We start from the raw sequence: 20,944 nt of genomic DNA, 5'->3' as shown, positions 1-20,944 counted from the left end.
CGCTGCCGGAGAGCAGCAGGCCCGTTGCAGCATCCACTTATAGCCAAAAATGAAAGGGAGGAGCCGAAATGATATTGATCTCGCGGCGAACAACCATCGCCGGCCTCGGCGCTGCGGCACTCACGTGCGGTCGAGCGTCGCGCGCCGCTGCAAACAATTACGGGCCTGGTGTGACCGACACCGAAATCAAGCTCGGGACCACGGCGCCCTATAGCGGACCGGCGTCCGGCTACGGCGTCTACGGACAGGCACAGACGGCCTATTTTCAGATGGTCAACGACAATGGCGGCATCAACGGCCGGAAGATCAACTTGGTTTCGCTGGATAATGCCTTTTCGCCGCCGAAAGCCGTCGAGCAGACGCGCAAGCTCGTGGAGTCGGAGGAGGTCTTCGCAATCGCCGGTTTCCTTGGAACGGCAACCAATGCCGCCGTACAAAAATATCTGAACGCGAAGAAGGTGCCGAGCCTGTTCCTGACATCAGGCGCCGAGCGTTTCAACGATCCGAAGGAGTTTCCCTGGATCGTTCCGTTCTATCCGATCTATGTCGCGCAAGGCGCGGCCTTGGCCACGTTCATTCTCAACGAAAAGCCGAACGCCAAAATCGCCGTCCAATATGTCAACGACGATCTCGGCAAGGACTTCCTTCGTGGCCTGAAGAAGGGGCTGGGCGGCAAGTCGAGCGCCATTGTCAAGGAGGTCAGTCACGAGATCACCGAGCCCACCATCGACAATCAGGTCGCCGATTGCAGGGCGACCGGTGCCGATGTGTTCGTCCAGTTGACCTATTCCAAATTTGCCGCGCAAGGCATCCGGAAGGTGGCGGCGATGGGCTGGAAGCCGCTGCACGTCGTCAATTCGAATTGCAGCTCGATCGGAGGCACGCTTGCCCCGGCCGGCCTGGACAACGCCAAGGGCTTGATCTCGGCATGGTGGGAGATCGTCGTGACCGATCCAAGACACCGGGACAAGCCAAGGGTGAAGGCCTATGTCGACTTCATGAAGAGATACATGCCCTCGGTCGGCATCGACGACAATACGGCGACGCCAGGCTACAACAACGCCTACATGATCGAGCAGGTTCTCAAGCGTTGCGGCAACGATCTGACGCGGGAAAACCTCTTGAAGCAGGCGACGTCGCTCAAGGGCGAACTGCCGCCGCTTTTCCTCGATGGCATCAAGGTGGAAAATTCTCCAACCGACTATCGCGCCATCCACAACTTGCAGATTTGCCGCTTCGATGGTGAGAACTGGATTCCCGTCGGCGACATGATCGATCTCGGGGCGATTGCGTCCTGAACCCTCACGAATCTCCGGGACGGCTGGGCGAGGGCGGCAAATGCCGCTCTCGCCTTTTTCTGATGGAGAAATTGCATTCGCGAGCAATGCTGCAAACGCCCGGATGGATCACTGAGCCGACAGCGGATCGCCTGCCAGTGTCCAGCTCTCTCCGTCGAAAATCGCGATCCGAAGCGTCTTGAACGGTGTGTAGTCGTCGGGATGCATGCTGATCGAGATGCCCGGAAGCATCATCGGCAGCCGTTCGCCATGGAGCGATGTCGCCTGGCGAATGAGATTGTCCCGCGTCAACTGATCGCCGCATTTCTTCAGGGCGAGCGTCACGGCATGCACGTTCATATAGGCGACCAGGACGGAGTAGTCATCCGGATTGGCCGACGACGCATACTTCTTCAGGAAGCTCTTGTAGGCCTTCACCTCTTCGTCATCCGCCCATGCCGGGTCGCCGGGCTGTTTGAGGAACTGCGTCGTGACCAGTCCTTTTGATGCCTCGAGGCCTGCCGGCTTCAGGATGGTCTCTACCGACGCCGTCGAGCCACCGATCACGTGGAGCGGATTCCACTTAAGCTCGTAGACTTTCCGTATCGATTGCGCGGCTGCCTTCGAGGACGATTGTTCGATCAGCGTGTCGATGCCGGCGGCTTTCAACTGAACGATTTGCGAATCGATCGTCGGATCGGCGAGTTCGTAGGAAACCGCCGTGACGATCTGCGCCGCCTTTTCGCCAAGCCCGGCCCGCAAGCCCTTGAGATAGTCCTTTCCGTAATCGTCATTCTGATACAGGACGCCGATCTTGGCGTCGGGTCTTGTCTTCGCGATATATTTGGCGACGACGCGGCCTTCCGTCTCGAAATCGGGATAGAGCGGCACGGTCCACGGGAAAGCCTTGGGATCGTTGAAGCGGCGTCCACCGGCGGTGATGAAAAGCTGCGGCACCTGTTTGGAGTTGAGATATTTCTGGATCGCAACATTCGGCGCCGTTCCGATGGTCCCGACCTCGGCCAGCACGCCGACGTCTTCTATGAGCTTGCGCGACTGCTCGACCGCCTTGGGCGCACTGTAGGCATTATCCAGTTGCGTGAAGCTGATCTTGCGTCCGTTGATCCCTCCTTGCGCGTTCAGCATCTCAAAATAGCCGACGACCGCCCGTCCTGCGCCGGCACCGAAAGCAGAGGCGGGACCGCTGAGCGGGGTTGATTGGCCAAGCTTGATCTCGGTATCGCTGGCTCCCGGGCTATAGGCTTTTTGCGCGTAAGCTGGTGTTGCGGCAAGAAGTGCGGATATGGCCACAGTGCGCCAAATCCGGTGGATGGTGCAGGTCAAGATCGTTTCCTCCATGTTGTATTTGATTATTCAGTTTTGTTTATCGCAGCAGTTCGCGGGCGATCACCACGCGCTGGATCTGATTGGTGCCCTCAAAGATCTGGGTCAGCTTGGCGTCTCGCATCATGCGTTCGACCGGGTAATCCATGGTGTAGCCGTAGCCGCCGAAGATCTGGACGGCGTCGGTGGTGACCTTCATGGCGGTGTCGCTGCCGATGCACTTCGCCATGCTGGCGAGCAGGTTCAATCGCTTCCAGTCGCCTTCATCGCCGGCACGCGCGCATTCGTAGACGAGCGCGCGCGCCGCCTCGATCTGCATGGCCATGTCCGCAAGCATGAACTGCACGCCCTGGAATTCCGAGATCGATCGCTCGAACTGCTTGCGTTCCTTCGCATAGGCGATGCAGGCGTCGAGCGCGCCCTGCGCCAATCCCACAGATTGGGCGCCGATGGTCGGGCGGTTGAGATCGAGTGCGCGCATTGACGCGCGAAAACCCTTGCCTTCCTCGCCGACGAGATTCTCGGCTGGAACCCGCACATTGTCGAAGAAGATCGGCGTATTCGGAGCGCCGTGAAAGCCCAGCTTTCGCTCGTGTCGCCCGAACGAGATGCCCAGCATCTGCTTCGGTTCAACGATGAAGGCGCTGATGCCGTCCGCGCCTGAGCTGTCGCTCGTCCTCGCCATCACCACGATGTAGTCGGCGACGACGCCGTAGCTGCACCACTGCTTGCGGCCGTTGAGGATATAGCAGTCGCCGTCCTTCCTGGCGCGGGTGTTGAGCGCGGAGACGTCCGAGCCGGCCTGCGGTTCGGAGATCGCGATCGCGGTCACGACGCCGCCCTTGGCGATGATCGGCAGGTATTTCTTGCGTTGCTCCTCGGAGCCGAAATGGAGCAGCGGCATGATGAACATGGTATTGAGGGCTGCGATCGAGGCACAGGCGGGCGAGACCTTCGAGATTTCCTCGCGCGCGATGCAGGCCATCGTCAGGTTGCCGTTCGGTCCGCCATACTGTTCCGGCACCCAAAGCTGCATCAGCCCCATCTCGCCGAACAGCTTCACGATCTCGAGCGGGAAACGATCAGACTCGTCGATCTCGGCGGCGATCGGCGCCACGTGTCTGGCGACCATTTTTCGGATGTTGTCGCGGAACGCGATCTGCTCCTCGGTGAAGCTCATGGGTTTCCCGCCTGCTTTTTTGTGAGGAAGCTCCAGAAAGGGGCTTCCATTGAATGGATGATCCATTTAATAATTCACCCGATGAACACCAAGTCAAGCCCTCGTAACTCGGTCCGACCGCGGTTGGCGTCGCCCAGCCGGCGGGAACGTGCCCCCGATCACGGTGCAGCCGGGTCGCCGGCTGCATTGCAATTCCGGCCGATCCACACCCGTCGCGCGTTCGAGGAAATCTGCGAGCGTATTCGCGAGCAATTGGCGCTCGGTGTGCTCAAGCCCGGGGACAAGCTTCCCGCCGAACGCGACCTGGCGCAGCAACTCGGCGTGAGCCGCAATGTCCTGCGAGAGGCGCTGCGAAGCCTCGAGATGGCGGGCGTGCTGCGGCTGCAGAAGGGCGTCAAAGGAGGAGCCTTCATCCGCGAGGGCGATACCAGCCGCATGAACGACGTCATGCGAGACATGCTGAGCCTTGGCACGATTTCAGTGCGCGAATTGTCGGAAGCGCGCGTCCATGTACTTGATCTCGTCGTACGGCTGGCGTGTGCGAATGCGCGGGCGGTCGATCTCGACGCGCTTGAGGCGAATGTGGAGCGCACCGAACTTGCCACGCGCGAAGGCCGGCTGCTCGACCGGGTCGAGTGCTCGCGGGAGTTCTACAAGCTGCTGGCCGCGGCGACCGGAAACAAGGTGATCGCCATGATCATGGATTCGGTCACGGAGATTCACATGCGCTTCGTCTATGCCAAGGTGGCGTCGAGCGGCGTCGCGATGGCCCGGCTCGCCGAGAAACGCCGGCGGTTTGTGGCTGCGCTGCGCGAGCGCAATGTCTCGTCCGCCACGCGCCTGATGCGCACGCATCTCGAATCCGTGCAGCGGATGCTGGAGCAGGATCCCGGCGCCATGTCACTTCAAGTCGCCTTGGCGGAGGTCCAGCCTGGTATCCGCCGTTGAGCGGCGGCATGTGACGACCAGCCTCGCCTGAACAAGAGTATAAACGGAGGAAAATGTGTCCAGATACGCCAATTACGAGTGCCTGAAGATCGAGGTTGCGGACAAGGTGGCGACCGTGACCTTGAACCGCCCGCAGGCGCGCAATTCGATCAATCAAAAGCTGATCCGCGAACTGCGGACGATCTGGGATGACCTCGCCGATGATCACGCCGTCAATGTCGTGGTGCTGACCGGCGCCGGCGATTTCTTCAGCGTCGGTGGCGACGTGAAGGCGATGTCCGAGCGGCCAGGCGGCGACGTCCTCGAAGAGGGCGAGGTCCATGATCCCATGATCAGCCGGCGCGGGGTCACCCGCCAGCTTGAGCTCGACAAGCCGATCATCGCCGCCATCAACGGCGATGCCATCGGCCTTGCAGCGACTCACGCGCTCCTGTGCGACATAACGGTCATGGCCGATGACGCGCGGATCGGCGACACGCACGTGTCGCGTGTCGGCCTGGTCGCGGGCGACGGCGGCACCGTGATCTGGCCGCTGCTCGTTGGGATCAACAAGGCCAAGGAATTCCTGATCCGCGGCACGCTCCTGAGCGGCAAGGAGGCCGAGAGGATCGGGCTGGTCAACCATGTGGCGCCGCGCGCGGAGGTGCTGGCCAGGGCCCGCGATATCGCCGTGGAGCTTGCGAACGGCCCGACCTGGGCCATTCGCTGGACCAAGCTGTCGATCAACCAGATCGTCAAGGATCGCGTCAACTTGCTGCTCGAAGCCTCTATGGCCCTGGAGCAGGTGACGTTTGAGACGGCCGACCACAAGGAAGCGACCATGTCGTTCAAGGAAAAGCGCAAGCCGAAATTCGGCCAGGCGTAGCGCGGCCATGAGCGCGACCGAGCGCCCAACTGACGACACCAGGAAGATGCTGGCGGATTCCCTGCGCGGGTTTCTCGGCCAGCATTGGCGCGTCGACACCGTGAAGCGTGGCCCGTGTCCGCAAGAGATCGCAGCGATCTGGAGCAAGCTCGTGGGTCAGGGCGTTGCGTCGCTTGGCAGCGATCCCGACATGGGAGGGCTGCGCGAGATCCTAGTGGTGATGGCGGAGCTGGGCCGCGCCGCGTGCCCGGCGCCGATGTGGTCGGCGACTCTCGCCAATTTCGCGCTCGCGGGAGCAATGTCCGAGGCTTCGGTTGGTTTACTAAGGCGCCTACATGCGGGCACCGCGCGCATCGCGTTTTCGTTTGGGGCATTTGATCCGGACCGCGCGGCGGGCAGCATCGAGGTCACGAACGTCAAGGCAAGCGGACTGCTGCGGTTTGTCGAGGCGGCGGGAAGCTGTACGCATCTGCTTGTGCCGATCAGTCCATCGGCGCTTGCGCTTGTTGCGATGGATGGCCCGGGTGTCGGCGTTGAACCAACCCGTGCGATGGGCGCCTGGAGCCTTCACCAGGTTCGGCTGAACGCTGCGCCGGCTGAAATCATCGAAGTCGAATTCCTTGCCGTCCATGACCTATTGCGCAAGGCCAAGCTGGCGCTGATGGCGCGGGCGCACGGTGCCGCCCGGCGCGCGTTCGAACTGGCGGTCGACTATGCAAAGGAGCGCCGGCAATTCGGGCGGCCGATCGGACAGTTCCAGGCGATCCAGCACAAGCTGGCCAATTGCTTCATCCTGCTCGAAGGCGTGCGCCTGATCCTCGACCATGCAGGGGAACTGCATGATCGTGGCGATCGTCATTGGCCGTATTTCGCCGATTGCGCCGCATCTTTTTCCGCCGAGGCGCTGCGGCGTGTTTCGCTCGGAACCCAGCATACATTCGGCGCCATCGGCTATGCTGAGGAGCACGAGGCGCCATTGCACTTCAAGCGCGTGCATCTCGATACGATCGCGCTCGGCGGCGCGGCGCATGCGAGGCTCGGCATAGGCTCTTTCCTGCTAGATGATGGTGGTGCGGAACTGCCGCAATACGATCTTGGTCCGGCCGGCAATGCGCTGCGCGAGCAGGTCCGGCAATGGTTGGAGGAGAATTGGTCGAGCGAGCGCAAGGCCGCCTTCGACGCGCAGCCATTTGCCAAGCGCGAGTTCGATGTCGAGTTCGCGCTTGATGTCGGCAAGACCGGCTGGATCGGGTTGGGATGGCCGGGCAAATTCGGCGGGCAGGGGCGCTCGCCGCTCGAGCAGATCGCCCTCATCGAGACGATGGAGCGGGACGAAGCGCCGCGGATTGGAGCTGCGATCCAAGCCAACGCGCTGATGATGTTCGGCACGCCGGAGCAGCAGCAGAAATATCTGCCGGAGATTCTCCGCGGCGAAGCCATGCACGGCATGGGCTACAGCGAACCCCAGGCAGGCTCCGATCTCGCCGCGCTGCGCACCGGCGCGGAGCGTGATGGCGATCAGTGGGTCATCAACGGCCAGAAGATCTGGACCACGACGTGGTGGGGCAAATACATGTTCCTGGCTGCGCGCACGGACAGGGACGCAAAGCCGCCGCATGCGGGCATCAGCATGTTCATCGTGCCGATGAATACGCCGGGCATCTCCATTCATCCGGCGACGACCATGTATGACGGCTCCTTTGCCAATATCTTCTACGACAACGTCCGTATTCCGCTGGACAACCTCGTCGGTGAGGTCGATGGCGGCTGGAAGGTGCTGACCGGGGCGCTCGCTTTCGAGCGCGGTCTGGTCGGCGGCGGCATCGTCCTGAAGGTCGCCCACGCCTTCGAACAATTGCGCCGGCATATCATGGCGGCAGAAGCCGACAGGCCGCCGCTCGCCAATGACCCGATCGTCCGCGACAGAATGGCCGTACTCGCGTCTAAAATCGAGGTCGGCCGTCAGTTGATGATGCATTGCGCGGAATTGGCGGCCGATGGCATCACCCCGCCGGAATATGGCGCGATCAGCAAGGTGTTTTCCAGCGAGCTGATGGAGCGCTTCGGCGAAACCGCGCTCGACATTCTAGGCCAGCGCGCCGCGCTTTCCGAGCAGATGCCTGATGCAATCGACAATGGCCGCTTCGAGCAGAACCTGCGTCATTCGCTGATGTGGGTGATCAGCATTGGAACCAACGAAATTCAGCGCAGCCTGATTGCGCAGCGGGCGCTTGGGTTGCCGAGATAGATAGGGAGTGATCGCATGCCGCAGCCAGACGTCGCGACGGCGCCCCTCAATGGCGTCAGGGTGCTCGATTTCTCGATCATGCTGGCTGGTCCCTATTGTGCGCGGCTGCTCGCGGATGTCGGCGCGGAAGTGATCAAGATCGAGCCGCCGGAGGGCGACGACATGCGGCTGCGCGCACCCCTGCGCGACGGCCACAGCGCCTATTTCGGCCAGCTCAATGCCGGAAAGCGGAGCCTGGCACTCGACCTGAAGAACAGTGAAGCGATCAGCCTCGTCCACAGGCTGGTCGAGCAGACCGATATCGTCGTGGAAAATTTCCGTCCCGGCGTCATGGATCGGCTGGGACTTGGCTATGAGGCGCTGCGCGAGATCAATCCGCGTTTGATCTATTGCTCGATCTCCGGCTATGGCCAGTCTGGTCCGGCGGCGGAGCGTGCGGCCTATGCCATGATCGTTCACGCCGAAAGCGGGTTCGACCGTGCGCTGATGCGATATGCGGGCGATCGCGACCGTCCCGCAGCGGGTGCCGTGTTCGTGGCCGATCTGTTGGGAGGCATCTTCGGCTATTCGGCGATCCAGACTGCGCTCGTGCAGCGATCGCGCACTGGAGTGGGGCAACGGATCGACGTCGCGCTGATGGATTGCATGCTGAACCTGCTCGTCTACGAGCTGCAGGAGGCGCAGTTCCCGGTGCATGCGCCGCGGCCGACCTATGGTCCGGTGCGGGCCAGCGATGGTGATATCCTGATCGCGCCGGTGACATCGCGCAATTTCGCCGCCCTTTGCGAGGTGACGGGAGACCGCGCCTTGGCCGAGGATGCCCGCTTCAACACTGTGCCGGCGCGTGGCGCGAACTGGGGCGCAATGATGCAGCAGATCGAGAGGTGGACCGAGCTCCACACGGTGCGAGAATGCATCGCGGCGCTCGATCGCGCCGGCGTTCCCTGCGCCGAATATCGCGATCCCGGCGCGGCGCTGACCGACCCGCATCTTTCGCAGCGCGGCGCCTTTGCGACGATTGCGGATGGCGCAGGCGAATTTTTCGGGGTCAATCCGCCTTGGAGGATGTCGGGAGCGGACTGCTCGATGCGGCGCGAGGTGTCGGCGGTCGGCGCGCACCGCGACGAGGTGCTGTCACGGGCGCTGGGATTGTCATCCGCGGAAATCGCCAGCCTAGCGGACGTAGGAGCGTTCGGAAAATAGTTCGCCCGCGTCAGCAATACTGCAGAAGAATTCAATCCTCGGATGATCCGGAAGAGCCCGATGGCGTCGCCTTTGCGATCGCCAGCATGCATTTCAGAAAATGCGCGCGATCTTCCTTGCGCAACGGCGCCAGCATCAGGTCCTGCAGTTCAGCAGCAGCGGGAACGACGCTGAAGAGCGCGGTCTCTCCCTTGGCGGTGATCTGAACCTGCACGGATCGCCGGTCTTCCGCATTGCTCTTCTTCGAGATCAGCTTTCGCGCCGTCATTCTCTTGAGCATTTCGCTCAGCGTATTCCGGTCGCAACTGATGTGTTCCGCGAGGATCGACGGCGTGAGCGGGCCGCGTTGATACAGCGCCATGAGTACGCCGAACTGTCGGGGGGTGATGTCACTCTGGCGCGTCACCTTCTGATAGAGGACGTCGTAGCGGGCTTCGAGCAGCCGAAGAAGAAAGCCGATGCCGCCTTCGAGCTGCCAATTGCGCGCGAGCTCCGCGGCCAAATCCGTCTTCATTGCCTTGTCGGCTGACATGCCGTTGTCGACCTGCGCTGTAGTCCATCTGACCCCAAATCGGCATAGCCGTTAGCAGCTTGGTGTTCCGTCCTCAACCCTTGGGCTGGGTGCCGAGAGCAGGCCCGATCCGAAACGCCGGTCCCAAAGGCCACATCGGGCCTTGCAAGATGAGAATCGATATAGTACGTATACGTAACAAATGTAGACGCGAACGGATCAAGGTTCGCGAGGGAGGGTGGTTTTGGATCTGCGCCAGTTTTTGTCGATCCCGTATCTCCTTGAGGCTGAAGCCGTCGAAACCGAGCCAGGCAAGTGGCTTCTGCGGCTCGCTTATCCGGAGCTTCCGGGCTGCATCGCGGAAGGGGTTGTCGTCGAGGACACGCTCAAGGAGCTCGAACGACGACGGGTCGAACAGATCGTGAGCCTGGTGGAGGCGGGCAGTGAGCCTCCTGTTCCCCGAAAGCCGCTTGCCGCATCCGATCCGCTCTGGACTGCCCGCGATCTGGGCGTGTCGCCCCGCATCGCTGCTCTCCTCGAACGCGCGGCCAAATAGCGCCTCGGGACGAATCGTTGAATTGAACGGAGGAAGCTCATGCTGTCGCACGAAGACAATGAAAGGTTGGTGAGGGTCGGAAAGGGCACGCCCCTTGGAGAGCTGTTCCGGCTGTATTGGATTCCGTTTCTGCCGTCCGCCGACCTCGTGAAGGACGGACAGCCGAGGCGCATCCGGCTGTTGGGCGAAGATCTGGTCGCCTTCCGCGACACCGAGGGCCGCGTCGGATTGGTCGATCATGCATGCCCGCATCGCGGCGCGCCGCTGATGTTCGGCCGCAATGAAGATTGCGGATTGCGGTGCGTCTATCACGGCTGGAAGTTCGATGTGACGGGGGCGGCAACGGACATGCCGGCCGAGCCGGTTCGGAGCCGGCTGAAAGAGCGCGTGCGGATCAAGGCCTATCCCTGTAAGGAGCGGAACGGAATGCTTTGGACCTATATGGGTCCAGATGCTGCGAATCCTCCGCCGCTTCCGAACGTGGAGTGGAATCTGGTGCCGGCGGACCAGGTGCACATCTCGGTGCGGGTCCAGGAATGCAATTGGCTGCAGGCGCTCGAAGGCGAGATCGATTCAGCTCACGCGCCGTTGCTCCATGGCCGGCTCGATTCGCAGGGCACCACCAGCGCATGGATTCAGAAGCGCGATCTCCGTCCGACGTTCGAATGCATCAAGCAGGATTTCGGAATGAGCATCGCCGCCCGCCGGAACTACGACGCCAACACGCTGTACTGGCGCGTCAATCAGTTCGTGATGCCGTTCTATACGCTCGTTCCACCGCTGTCTCCGTTTCCGGATCTGAGCGGTCATGCCTGGGTCCCGATCGATGACGAGAACACGCTCTGCATCATGTTCTCGTATCACCCCTCGGAGCCATTGCTGCCGAAGACCCGTCAGATTTTCGCCGAGGGGCACAACGGCCGGGAGAGCGGGCACGCCAGTCGCCATGCGCTGGTCCAGCACCCCGTCACCGTTCCCTACGCCGGATACTGGACCAAATACAATCCGCAAAACGGCTTCCAGTTCGACTACGAGGCGCAGCAGACCACCTGGTTCTCGGGGCTGCCCGGGCTGTGGGTGCAGGACGGCGCTTGTCAAAGCGGTGTTTCGCCGATCTACGACCGCACCAAAGAGAACCTCTGCTCCAGCGACACCGGCATTGCGATGACGCGGCGCTTCCTGCTCGAAGCGCTCGGCGCCTATCGCGATCATGGCATCAAGCCAAAGGGCGTGACCGATCCGGATGTGTTCATGGTGCGCGCGGTATCCCTGCAGCTTCCGCCAGAGGACTCCTGGGCGGATGTCGGCGCGCCGTTCATGCGGGCGAAGTTGGGCGCCGATTTCGGATACAAGCTGTGAGCGCGTCCGCTCTCGCGAAGATCGACGATCGGGCATGGGAGGAGCCGGCGCTCGATGGCGCTGCCTCCATTGCCTCCGGAGGACAATCGAAGCCGATGGCCGAGAACATGATGCAAGTCCGCGTCAAACGGATCAGCTACGAGGCCGAGCGCATCAATTCATACGCATTGGTCGCTCCAGGCGGCGGCGATCTCATTGCGTTCACGGCCGGCTCCCACATCGATCTCCATCTCGCCAACGGAATGATCCGCAGCTATTCGCTCGTCAACGATTCTCGCGAGCGACACCGCTATGTCGTTGCCGTCAACAAGGACGCCGCAAGTCGGGGCGGCTCCAGTTTCATCCATGACACCGTGCGGGCGGGAGACATCATCACGATCTCGCACCCGAGGAACAACTTCGTCCTTGAGGAGAATGCGACGCATTCGGTGCTGATCGCAGGCGGCATCGGAATCACGCCGCTGCTGTCGATGATCCGCCGGCTCCAGACACTCGGTCGCTCCTGGAAGTTGTTCTATGCAGCAAGGACGCGTTCCGCTGCGGCATTCATCGATGAACTGCATGCGCTGCGACCCGACATTCATCGAAACCTTCACGTGAATTTCGACCAGGAGCCGGCGGGGTGCATGCTCAACCTCGCCGAGATCGTCAAAAACGCGCCGGCGGACGCGCATCTGTATTGCTGCGGCCCGGTGCCGATGCTCGAGGCGTTCGAGGCGGCGACCGCGGGAAGGCCCGCCGGTCACGTGCATGTCGAATACTTCAAGGCGAACGAAAAGCCGGCCGTCGAGGGCGGGTTCGAGGTCAGGCTCGCCCGGAGCGGACGAACCCTGACGGTTCAGCCGGGTCAGACGATCCTGGAGGCGCTGCTGGATGCGGGGATCACGGCGAACTACGCCTGTTCTGAAGGTGTCTGCGGCACTTGCGAGACCCGCGTCATCGAGGGGATTCCGGATCACCGCGATCAGTTTCTCAGCAACGAGGAGCGAGCGGCAAACAAGACAATCATGATCTGCCGCTCCGGCTCCAAATCATCGACGCTCGTCCTGGATCTTTGAGCGTACGTTACGACAATCAGAAATTGGTGCATGACATGAGAAGCCTGCCGTATTCACTGGGACTATCCCTCCTCGCGCTCTGCGTTTCCTGGAGCGCGTCGGCGCAGACGTCGCGGTCGATGAAGATCGGCGTCCTCAACGATGCCTCCGGTCCTTACTCCGACAACGCCGGCGCAGGATCGGTGACGGCTGCGAAAATGGCTGCCGAGGATTTCATGAAGCAACATCCCGACTTCAAGGTCGAGATCGTTTCGGCGGATCACCAGAACAAGGCCGACGTCGGCGCCGGTATCGCTCGGCGATGGATCGATCAGGACAAGGTGGACGCGATTGCCGACGTGCCGAACTCGGCCGTGGGCCTCGCCGTGAACGAGGTCGTCCGCGGCACCAGGGCGGCGCTGATCGCGTCAAGCGCCGCTTCGTCCGATCTTACCGGACAATATTGTTCGCCCAACACGATCCAGTGGACCTTCGACAGTTGGGCCGCCGCGCACACCATCGGCGACTACCTTGTGCATCACGGCGGCAAGAAATGGTATTTCATCGCGACCGACAATGCGCTTGGCAAATCCATGGTTCGCGATGGAACGTCGGTGATCAAGTCGGGCGGCGGCACCGTCGTCGGCTCCGTCAATGTTCCCATCGACAACGCCGATTATGCGTCCTTCATTCTGCAGGCGGATGGCTCCGGCGCCGAGGTGATCTCCTTCGCCACCGCCGGTGGCGACACGATCAATCTGATCAAGCAGTCGTCGGAGTTCGGGCTGAAGCAGAACGGGCGTACCTTCGCGGCGCTGCTCACCACGACGAATGACGTCGAGTCGAGCGGCCTTTCGGTAGCGCAGGGGCTCATCATCACCCAGCCGTTCTATTGGGATCTGAACGACGCCAGTCGGACCTGGTCGGCCCGGTTCGGCGAACGGCAGCACGGGCACTCGCCCACCGCATTCCACGCCGGCGTCTACTCGTCCATACGCGCCTATTTGAATGCGGCTCTGGCTGCAGGAACGAATGACGCCCAGGCGATCATCCACGAGATGAAGCGCGAGCCGATCGACGACGATCTGTTCGGGCCCGTCGTCGTCCGTCCGGACGGGCGCGCCATCCACAACATGTACATCTTCCGCGTCAAATCGCCCACAGCATCGAAGAGCAAATGGGACCTCCTGGAGCAGGTCGGCGTGCTCACCGGGCCCGAAGCGTTTCGGCCGCTCGATGAAGGCGGATGTTCGCTGCTCCAGCAGGCAAGGAACAACTGACGGACCATCTGCAGCGGCCGCGCGCATTCACGGAAGGCGGCGCCGATCTCGGATATCTGAACGACCAACCGATAGGGATGAAAGATGCTGGATCAGCTGGAAGCGGAATTTCCGGAACATGCGCCTCGTCGCTCCGATGCGCCAAAAGCGCTGGATGAAATTCGGGTGATCGATTTCTCGCACTTCATCGCCGGTCCCCTCGCCACGATGATTCTCGCCGACATGGGCGCGGAGGTCATCAAGATCGAGGCGCCGGAGAAGGGCGACGATCTTCGCCGTTATCCGCCCTTGCATCCCGATCTCAGGCACGGCGCTCCGTTTCTCTGGACCAACCGCAACAAGCGCAGCGTCGCGGTCGACTTGAAGTCGGCGGAAGGCCTCAAGGTTGTGCGTGAACTGATTGCCACGGCGGACGTCGTCGTCGAGAATTTCTCGACCGGCGTGATGAAGCGACTGGGCCTCGATTACGACAATTGCCGCAGGATCAAACCTGACATCATCTATTGTTCGGTGTCGGCCTATGGCCGGGACGGCGCCTTTGCCGATCGGCTCGGTTTCGATCCGATCGCGCAGGTCGAGAGCGGGTTCGTGTCCATGAACGGCTATGCCGATCGCGAAGGCGTGCGCGCCTTGTCGCCGGTCATGGATATCTCTACGGCGATGATGGCCTCCAATGCGATCCTCGGCGCGGTGGTCGCGCGCCAGCGCAGCGGTGTCGGGCAAGCCATCGAGGTGTCCCTGTTCGACACCGCGGTGCTGATGACGGGTTACGCCACGCTGCAACATCTGTTCAGCGGCGCTGATACACAGCGGCACGGCAACACGTCTCCCGATACCTGCCCGTCGGGCGTGTTCCAGGCGCAAGACCGCTCCTTCTATATCAACTGCGGCAACGACAAGATCTTTCAGCGGCTGATGGCGCAGGTGATCGGCCGCGCCGACATGGCCACGGCCGAAATCTACGCGACCGGCCCCGAACGCATCCGCCGGCGCGACGAATTGTTCGCGATCCTTGGTGAAGCGTTCGCGCAGCAGCCATGGTCGTACTGGCAATCGCGGATGCGGGCGGCGGGCGTGCCCTGCGGGCAGGTGCGCAGCGTCGGCGAGGCCATTCGTTCTCCGGAAGCGCGGGAGCGTGCGATCGTGACACGCATCCCGCATCCCACGGTTGGATGGGTGCCGAATGTGAGCCTGCCGATCCGATATTCTGAAACCCCGGTCGTGGATCCCGTCGTTGCGCCGGCCGTGGGCCAGCACACGGAGGAAGTTCTGCGCGAGGTGCTCGGCTACGACGACGCGCGGCTGGCACGCCTTGCGGAAGAGGGCGGGCTTGGCGCTCGTCGCCAGCCGGCGTCGGCGGACAAGCAGGCATGAGCGGGCGGAGCGATCGTACGCTCAGGGGCCGCGTTGCCGTCATCGGGATCGGCGAGACCGAGTATTATCGGCACGGCGCCTCGCCGGACGCGGAATTCAAGCTCGCGCTGAAGGCGATCCTCGCCGCCTGCAATGATGCCAGGCTCGATCCGCGCGACATCGACGGCTTCGCCTCGTACAGCGACGACCGCAGCGATGCGTCGCGGCTTGCCGCCGCGCTCGGCACGCACAGGCTGCGCACTGCGACGATGCAGTGGGGCGGAGGCGGTGGAGGGTGCTGCGCGGCGGTGGCGAATGCGGCGGCTTCGATCGTGGCCGGTCTCGCCGATTGCGTGGTCGCGTTCCGATCGCTGGCGCAGGGCCAGTACGGCCGCTTCGGGCAGACCACGGGCATCGATAACATCTCGGGCGAGAAAGCCTACCTGATGCCGTATGGCGTGCTCGCGCCGCCGCAGCGCTTCGCCATGCGGGTGCGCCGCTTCATGCATGACCATGGCGTGCGGCAGGAAGCCCTTCGCGCGATTGCGCTGGCGTCCTATCACCATGCGCAGGCGAACCCGCGCGCGGTCATGCATGGCAAGCCGCTTGATCCGGCGAAATACGATGCTTCGCGCTGGATCGTGGAGCCCTTTCATCTCTACGATTGCTGCATGGAGAATGACGGTGCGGCGGCGCTCGTGCTCGTGCCCGAGGAGCGCGCGAAGGACTTCCGCCAGAAGCCGGTCTACGTGCTCGGTGCAGCCGTCGGATCGGGGCATCGCACGGGTGCGATTCCGCACAATTCGCCGCTCTATGCCAGTGCCAGCTTCGATACGGTGGCGCTCGACCTTTACCGGATGGCTGGCCTCGGCCCATCCGATATCGGCGTGGTCCAGAGCTACGAGAACTTCACCGGCGGGGTCGTGATGGCATTGGCGGAGCATGGCTTCTTCAGGCCGGAGGAGGCGAACGACTTTCTCACCCTCGAGAACCTGATCGCGCCCTCCGGCCGGCTGCCGCTCAACACCAGCGGCGGCAATCTCGCCGAATGCTACATGCATGGTTTCGGGCTTGTGCTCGAGGCCGTGCGCCAGGTGCGCGGCACATCGTCAAACCAGGTCGCACGGAATGATGTGGCAATGGTCATCGGTGGCCCGATGGTGACGCCGGTCAGCAATCTTCTTCTCGGCTCGAGTGCAACGTTATGAGCAGCAGCGCAAGCGCGACCTATCTTCCGAAAGGCCTGCCGGTTCCGGTGGCCGAGCCCGATGGCTTGTCGGCGCCTTACTGGGCAGGCTTGCGGCAAAACCGGCTTCTGGTGCAGCGCTGCAGCCATTGCCAAACCTGGCAATTCGGACCGGAATGGATTTGTCATCGCTGCCACGCCTTCGATCCCGAGTGGGTCGAGGTCGAGCCGCGCGGCCGTATCTTCAGTTGGGAGCGTGTGTGGCATCCTTCGCATGCGGCGCTCAACCAGCATGGTCCGTACCTCGTCGTGCTCGTGGAGATTCCGCAGGCCGGCGGCGTCCGCATGGTGGGCAACGTGCTAGGTGATCCCCTGCAGGAAGTCTTGATCGGAGCGGATGTTAAAGGCGTGTTCGAGCATCATCCGGATTCCGATCCGCCATACTCGTTGCTGCAGTGGCACGTGGTCGATGCGGTCAGGTCGTAATTGATGTGTCTGCGGATCGCTATCGCCAACGGAGTCGAATAAAGTTCCTCTGATTACGACGACTGCGGTCCCGCCGCACGATAGGAGTGTCATCGCTGACGTTCCTCAGTCGCGACTGAAGAAGATGCTGAAGCCCGAACAAATGACCTTCGTCGGATCGGCGCGTCCGGATCACGTCGCAGCGCAATATCCTTAGGCGCTTTATAAATATATATATCTTGATCCAAAAAATACTTCGTGTCTTAATTCGCGCTAAGGGTGCGCAGCATCCAAAAAATATCAGGGAGGAAGACGATGTCGCACGCGCGGCCACGCGATGCGTGGGGTTGTCTGTTGTCGTTAGCGTTGGGGGTGGGTGCAGCCACCATCGTCGCACCGGCGCACGCAGAGAATGGCATTACTGACACTGAAATTGTGATCGGCATCTCGGCCGCATTGTCCGGCCCGAATGCGGGTTACGGCGCGATCGCCCGCGGCACGGAAGCGTGCTTCAATTACCTCAATGCTGAGCAAGGCGGCGTCAAGTTCGGCGACGGCAAGACGCGCAAGATTCGGCTTGAGATCTTGGATGATGCGATGGAGCCCGCGCGTGCGGTGCAGAACGCGCGTCGGCTGGTGAGCCAGTCCAAGGTGTTCGCGGTCGTCGGCAATGTCGGCACCGGCGCCAATCTTGGATCGCGGCCGTACTATAATGCCGAGCATGTGCCGCAGATGTTCATCGCAACGGGCGGCCCGATGTTCGGCGCAAAGTCCGAGGTCGAAAAGAACCCTTGGACCATGGCCGCGTGGCTCGCCTATAACACCGAAGCCGCCATCTACGCGGCGTTCATCAAGCAGAAATTCCCGGACGCCAAGATCGCGCTGCTCAACGATGACAGCGGCGGTCCGTTCTTTGCCGATGCGTTCCTGAAGTCGGCCAAGGAGCTTGGCCTCAACATCGTCGCTCGCGAAGAACACACCTATAGCGAACCGACGATCAACGCGAAGATCAGCCGACTTGCCGCTTCGGGCGCCGATCTGTTCGTCGACGCCACCACGCCAAAATTCGTCGTGCAGGCTCTCAAGCAGATGGCGGCGATCAACTGGAGGCCGGTGCACATCATCTGGGGTGTCGGATCGAGCATCGGTGGCGTGTTCGAGCCGGCCGGCGTCGAGACCGCCAAGGGCGTCTACAGCGGCCAGTGGATGAAGGACCAGACCAACCCGGCCTATGCCAACGACGAAGACATGAAGCTCTACATCGCCAAGCTCAAGCAATATGGCGGCTCGCTCAATCCCGCCGACCAAAACGCGGCGGCCGGCTGGTACGCCTGCCACGCGACCAAGGGGCTGTTCGAGCGGATGGAGCAGCCGACCCGCGAGGCCTTCATGAAGGCAGCCCGCAGCATGAAGAACCAGAAGGAGCCGCTGATGCTCGACGGCATCACGCTGAACACCAATGGTGCCGAAGACGGCTACCCGATCGAGTCCGTGCAGATATCCCAGTTCGACGGCGTGAAGTTCGTGCCGGTCGGTCCTGTCCTCAATTACGAGGGTAAGACGCCGCTCTACGAGCCACCAGCCAAGTCGCAATGACACGTCGTAACGAGGAGACAACGTCCATGACCAACAACACATTCAAGACCATCGGATTCATCGGGCTGGGCGCCATGGGCAGCCAGATGGTGAAGCATCTGAAGGGGATTGCGGACATTCTCGTCTACGATACCGATGCGGCCCGTGCGGCCGAGGCCGCAAAGGCAAGCGGCGGCCGGATCGTCGACGGTGTGAGCGGCATGAGCTCGGCTGATGCAGTGATCCTCATGCTGCCGACAAGCGCGATCGTCGACCAGGTGCTGCACGGCGCCGATGGCGGCAAGGGCCTGCTCGATTATCTGCCCGCCGGCTCCATGGTGATCGACATGAGCTCGTCCGCGCCGACCAATTCGGTCGCGAACGCGGAGATCGCCGCCAAGAAGGGAATCCGCTTCATTGACGCGCCGGTCTCCGGCGGCGTCAAAGGGGCGGAGGCCGCAAGCCTGGCGATCATGGTCGGAGGTGCGCAGGCTGATTTCGATCGGGCGCTTCCGGTGCTGCAGAAGATGGGCGCCAAGGTCTTCCTGGTCGGCAAGGTCGGGTCGGGCCATGCGGTCAAAGCGCTGAACAACTTGCTCGCCGCCACGGCCTTCGCCGCCACCAGCGAAGTCTTCGCGGTCGGCGCCAAGTTCGGCCTTGATCCGACGACGATGCTCAAAGCGATCGATGCGTCGTCCGGCCAGAGCTTTCAGACCACCCATGTCTGGCAGAAGGCGGTCATCGACCGCACCTTCCAGTTCGGCTTCGCACTCGCTTTGATGGAGAAGGATGTCCGTGTGGCAATGTCGCTGTTCGACGCGATGGGATCCGATGCCCAGCTCTCGCGCACGGTGGCCGCGATCTGGACCAAGGCGCTGGCGAGCGCGGCGCCCGGCTCGGACATGACAGTCGTCGCCAAACAGGCTGAAGCTGCACTCGGCCTGTAACGCCCGGGATTGTCGAGGCAACTCTCTTTAGCCCTCACCGTGGGGACGAAGATCACATGAACGGCTCAACGGCTCATCTGTCCCCGCGGAAGGCGCCGGCTGCGACGGCGCCGCCGAAGCTGGCGGTGGACAATCTGTCGCTCAGGTTCGGCGGCCTCGTTGCGATCAATGCGCTATCGTTCCAGGTCGGGCGGGACGTCATCTGCGGCCTGATCGGCCCCAATGGCGCCGGCAAGACCAGTTTGTTCAACTGCGTCAGCCGGCTCTACGATCCGACGGACGGCAGGATCACCTTCGACGGGACTGACATCACACGCTATCGGTCCAAGGACATCGCGAAACTCGGCATCGCTCGCACCTTCCAGAATCTGGCGCTGATGAAATCGCTAACGGTTCTGCAGAATGTGATGCTCGGAGGCTATCACCACGGTCGCACCTCGCTCTTGCGCGCGCCGTTCGTGCCGGTGTCGCTTCGGTCCGAAGAAGCCGCCCAGCGCCGCGCGGCGATGGAGTTGCTGGCGCGCCTGCAGCTTGATCACCTGCACAATGAACGCATCGACAGCTTGCCTTATCCGACGCTCAAGCGGGTCGAGCTTGCCCGCGCGCTGGCGTCTCGTCCCTCGCTCTTGATGCTCGACGAGCCGGCCGGCGGGCTGTCGCACTCGGAGGTCGATGAACTCGCCCACACGCTGGTCCGGGTGCGCGACGAATTCAGCCTGACCTTGCTGCTGGTCGAGCATCACATGGGCATGGTGATGAGCGTCTCGGACGACATCATCGTGTTGGACTTCGGCAACAAGATCGCCGAAGGCAAGCCGGCCGACGTCAAGGCGGACCCCCGCGTCATCCAGGCCTATTTGGGGAAACAGCGTGAGCGTTCTCGAGATCAAGGGCATTAGCGCCGGCTACGGGCGCATTCCGGTGCTGCACGACGTTTCGCTCGCGGTCGGCGAAAGGAGTATCGCCGTGCTGCTCGGCGCCAACGGTGCAGGCAAAACGACGACGCTGCGCGCCGTCAGCGGTATGGTCAAATATACCGGGCAGATCTTGCTGGATGGCAAGGACCTGAAGGGGCTAGGCCCCGACCGGATCGCGCGCCTGGGCATCGCCCACGGCGTGCAGGGACGCGGCACCTTCAGCGACCTGACCGTCGAGGACAATCTGGCGGTCGGCGCCTTCCGTCGCCGCGACAAGGCTGAGATCGCAGCCGACATCGACCAGATGTACACCCTGTTTCCTCGCTTGCGCGAGCGCCGCAAGCAGAAGGCTGGCAGCCTCAGCGGCGGCGAGCAGCAGATGCTGGCCGTCGGCCGGGCGCTGATGCTCAAGCCGCGGGCAATGCTGCTCGACGAGCCGTCGCTCGGGCTCGCGCCGGTCATCATCGATGACCTCTACGAGGCGTTGCAACGCGTCAACCGATTGCAAGGCATCGCGATGCTGATCGTCGAGCAGAACGCCAATCTGGCTTTGGAGATTGCCAATGACGCCTACGTGCTTGAGACCGGCTCGATGGTGCTGTCGGGCACGGCCCGAGACGTGTCCAAGAACGACGGCGTCCGCGCTGCCTATCTTGGTAACTGATTATCCGCGACCGGTCTTGGCGCATGCAG

19 protein-coding genes are annotated in these 20,944 nt (G+C 62.4%); 16 read left to right on the top strand and 3 right to left on the bottom strand.

Translation table 11 applies throughout. From position 1 onward, the window contains the following. The first annotated feature begins 68 nt into the window (after window positions 1-68). The gene (locus tag ACZYOF_RS15985) at window positions 69-1,298 is read left to right on the top strand and encodes an ABC transporter substrate-binding protein (RefSeq protein WP_394566760.1); all 1,230 of its coding nucleotides are present in this window, start codon (window positions 69-71) and stop codon (window positions 1,296-1,298) included. 108 nt (window positions 1,299-1,406) lie between these two features. On the opposite strand, the gene ACZYOF_RS15980 is transcribed toward ACZYOF_RS15985, so the two are convergent. Then, a complete protein-coding gene (locus ACZYOF_RS15980; RefSeq protein WP_463716368.1) occupies window positions 1,407-2,609 on the bottom strand; it encodes an ABC transporter substrate-binding protein in 1,203 nt (400 codons plus the stop codon). A gap of 52 nt (window positions 2,610-2,661) precedes the next feature. Then, window positions 2,662-3,801, bottom strand: a complete 1,140-nt coding sequence (locus tag ACZYOF_RS15975) for an acyl-CoA dehydrogenase family protein (protein WP_463716355.1) — start codon at window positions 3,799-3,801, stop codon at window positions 2,662-2,664. A gap of 21 nt (window positions 3,802-3,822) precedes the next feature. On the opposite strand from ACZYOF_RS15975, the gene ACZYOF_RS15970 reads away from it, so the two are divergent. From ACZYOF_RS15970 to ACZYOF_RS15955, 4 genes are read left to right on the top strand one after another with little or no spacing between them, the layout of a single operon-like run. Further along, window positions 3,823-4,749 (top strand): FadR/GntR family transcriptional regulator, encoded by a 927-nt coding sequence (locus ACZYOF_RS15970; RefSeq protein ID WP_463716354.1) that lies wholly within the window; start codon window positions 3,823-3,825, stop codon window positions 4,747-4,749. Window positions 4,750-4,804: 55 nt separating this feature from the next. Further along, window positions 4,805-5,614 (top strand): enoyl-CoA hydratase/isomerase family protein, encoded by an 810-nt coding sequence (locus ACZYOF_RS15965; RefSeq protein ID WP_130577756.1) that lies wholly within the window; start codon window positions 4,805-4,807, stop codon window positions 5,612-5,614. A gap of 7 nt (window positions 5,615-5,621) precedes the next feature. Continuing rightward, window positions 5,622-7,862 (top strand): acyl-CoA dehydrogenase family protein, encoded by a 2,241-nt coding sequence (locus ACZYOF_RS15960; RefSeq protein WP_463716353.1) that lies wholly within the window; start codon window positions 5,622-5,624, stop codon window positions 7,860-7,862. 15 nt (window positions 7,863-7,877) lie between these two features. Next, window positions 7,878-9,065 (top strand): CaiB/BaiF CoA transferase family protein, encoded by a 1,188-nt coding sequence (locus ACZYOF_RS15955; RefSeq protein WP_282528244.1) that lies wholly within the window; start codon window positions 7,878-7,880, stop codon window positions 9,063-9,065. A gap of 31 nt (window positions 9,066-9,096) precedes the next feature. Here the strand turns inward: ACZYOF_RS15955 and ACZYOF_RS15950 are convergent, their stop codons facing one another. Next, entirely contained in the window at window positions 9,097-9,597 is a 501-nt protein-coding gene (locus ACZYOF_RS15950; protein WP_463716352.1) for a MarR family winged helix-turn-helix transcriptional regulator, read from the bottom strand. A 217-nt stretch (window positions 9,598-9,814) separates the two neighbouring features. Between ACZYOF_RS15950 and ACZYOF_RS15945 the strand changes: the two genes are divergently transcribed. From ACZYOF_RS15945 to ACZYOF_RS15895, 11 genes are all read left to right on the top strand, one after another. Continuing rightward, on the top strand, window positions 9,815-10,132 hold the full coding sequence (locus ACZYOF_RS15945) for a hypothetical protein (RefSeq protein WP_463716351.1): 318 nt from the start codon (window positions 9,815-9,817) through the stop codon (window positions 10,130-10,132). Between the two features lie 39 nt (window positions 10,133-10,171). Continuing rightward, the gene (locus ACZYOF_RS15940) at window positions 10,172-11,491 is read left to right on the top strand and encodes a Rieske 2Fe-2S domain-containing protein (protein WP_463716350.1); all 1,320 of its coding nucleotides are present in this window, start codon (window positions 10,172-10,174) and stop codon (window positions 11,489-11,491) included. After that, on the top strand, window positions 11,488-12,549 hold the full coding sequence (locus ACZYOF_RS15935; RefSeq protein ID WP_463716349.1) for a PDR/VanB family oxidoreductase: 1,062 nt from the start codon (window positions 11,488-11,490) through the stop codon (window positions 12,547-12,549). Before ACZYOF_RS15940 ends, ACZYOF_RS15935 begins: the two co-directional genes overlap by 4 nt. 35 nt (window positions 12,550-12,584) lie before the next feature. After that, on the top strand, window positions 12,585-13,808 hold the full coding sequence (locus ACZYOF_RS15930) for an ABC transporter substrate-binding protein (RefSeq protein WP_463716348.1): 1,224 nt from the start codon (window positions 12,585-12,587) through the stop codon (window positions 13,806-13,808). 84 nt (window positions 13,809-13,892) lie between these two features. After that, a complete protein-coding gene (locus tag ACZYOF_RS15925) occupies window positions 13,893-15,182 on the top strand; it encodes a CaiB/BaiF CoA transferase family protein (protein WP_463716347.1) in 1,290 nt (429 codons plus the stop codon). After that, entirely contained in the window at window positions 15,179-16,369 is a 1,191-nt protein-coding gene (locus tag ACZYOF_RS15920) for a thiolase C-terminal domain-containing protein (protein WP_463716346.1), read from the top strand. Before ACZYOF_RS15925 ends, ACZYOF_RS15920 begins: the two co-directional genes overlap by 4 nt. After that, the gene (locus ACZYOF_RS15915) at window positions 16,366-16,833 is read left to right on the top strand and encodes a Zn-ribbon domain-containing OB-fold protein (protein ID WP_463716345.1); all 468 of its coding nucleotides are present in this window, start codon (window positions 16,366-16,368) and stop codon (window positions 16,831-16,833) included. The genes ACZYOF_RS15920 and ACZYOF_RS15915 overlap by 4 nt, the downstream gene beginning before the upstream one ends. 333 nt (window positions 16,834-17,166) lie before the next feature. Beyond that, window positions 17,167-18,408 (top strand): ABC transporter substrate-binding protein, encoded by a 1,242-nt coding sequence (locus ACZYOF_RS15910; RefSeq protein WP_463716344.1) that lies wholly within the window; start codon window positions 17,167-17,169, stop codon window positions 18,406-18,408. Beyond that, entirely contained in the window at window positions 18,405-19,334 is a 930-nt protein-coding gene (locus ACZYOF_RS15905) for an NAD(P)-dependent oxidoreductase (RefSeq protein WP_463716343.1), read from the top strand. Before ACZYOF_RS15910 ends, ACZYOF_RS15905 begins: the two co-directional genes overlap by 4 nt. 56 nt (window positions 19,335-19,390) lie before the next feature. After that, window positions 19,391-20,233: an ABC transporter ATP-binding protein gene (locus tag ACZYOF_RS15900; protein ID WP_463716342.1), complete on the top strand. Its 843-nt coding sequence runs from the start codon at window positions 19,391-19,393 to the stop codon at window positions 20,231-20,233. Then, the gene (locus ACZYOF_RS15895; protein WP_463716341.1) at window positions 20,205-20,915 is read left to right on the top strand and encodes an ABC transporter ATP-binding protein; all 711 of its coding nucleotides are present in this window, start codon (window positions 20,205-20,207) and stop codon (window positions 20,913-20,915) included. The genes ACZYOF_RS15900 and ACZYOF_RS15895 overlap by 29 nt, the downstream gene beginning before the upstream one ends. The last annotated feature ends 29 nt before the right edge of the window (window positions 20,916-20,944 follow it).

The organism is Bradyrhizobium sp. LeoA1Lang (genome assembly GCF_055413685.1).
The sequence above is the reverse complement of the archived record's forward strand: the minus strand, read 5'-3'. Positions and strand labels throughout refer to the sequence as shown.

Excerpts from the sequence above, each read along its gene's own strand:
- ACZYOF_RS15985 (WP_394566760.1), top strand. The coding sequence starts at position 69 with ATGATATTGATCTCGCGGCGAACAACCATCGCCGGCCTCGGCGCTGCG.
- ACZYOF_RS15975 (WP_463716355.1), bottom strand. The coding sequence starts at position 3,801 with ATGAGCTTCACCGAGGAGCAGATCGCGTTCCGCGACAACATCCGAAAA.
- ACZYOF_RS15960 (WP_463716353.1), top strand. The coding sequence starts at position 5,622 with ATGAGCGCGACCGAGCGCCCAACTGACGACACCAGGAAGATGCTGGCG.
- ACZYOF_RS15955 (WP_282528244.1), top strand. The coding sequence starts at position 7,878 with ATGCCGCAGCCAGACGTCGCGACGGCGCCCCTCAATGGCGTCAGGGTG.
- ACZYOF_RS15950 (WP_463716352.1), bottom strand. The coding sequence starts at position 9,597 with ATGTCAGCCGACAAGGCAATGAAGACGGATTTGGCCGCGGAGCTCGCG.
- ACZYOF_RS15940 (WP_463716350.1), top strand. The coding sequence starts at position 10,172 with ATGCTGTCGCACGAAGACAATGAAAGGTTGGTGAGGGTCGGAAAGGGC.
- ACZYOF_RS15930 (WP_463716348.1), top strand. The coding sequence starts at position 12,585 with ATGAGAAGCCTGCCGTATTCACTGGGACTATCCCTCCTCGCGCTCTGC.
- ACZYOF_RS15925 (WP_463716347.1), top strand. The coding sequence starts at position 13,893 with ATGCTGGATCAGCTGGAAGCGGAATTTCCGGAACATGCGCCTCGTCGC.
- ACZYOF_RS15920 (WP_463716346.1), top strand. The coding sequence starts at position 15,179 with ATGAGCGGGCGGAGCGATCGTACGCTCAGGGGCCGCGTTGCCGTCATC.
- ACZYOF_RS15915 (WP_463716345.1), top strand. The coding sequence starts at position 16,366 with ATGAGCAGCAGCGCAAGCGCGACCTATCTTCCGAAAGGCCTGCCGGTT.
- ACZYOF_RS15905 (WP_463716343.1), top strand. The coding sequence starts at position 18,405 with ATGACACGTCGTAACGAGGAGACAACGTCCATGACCAACAACACATTC.
- ACZYOF_RS15900 (WP_463716342.1), top strand. The coding sequence starts at position 19,391 with ATGAACGGCTCAACGGCTCATCTGTCCCCGCGGAAGGCGCCGGCTGCG.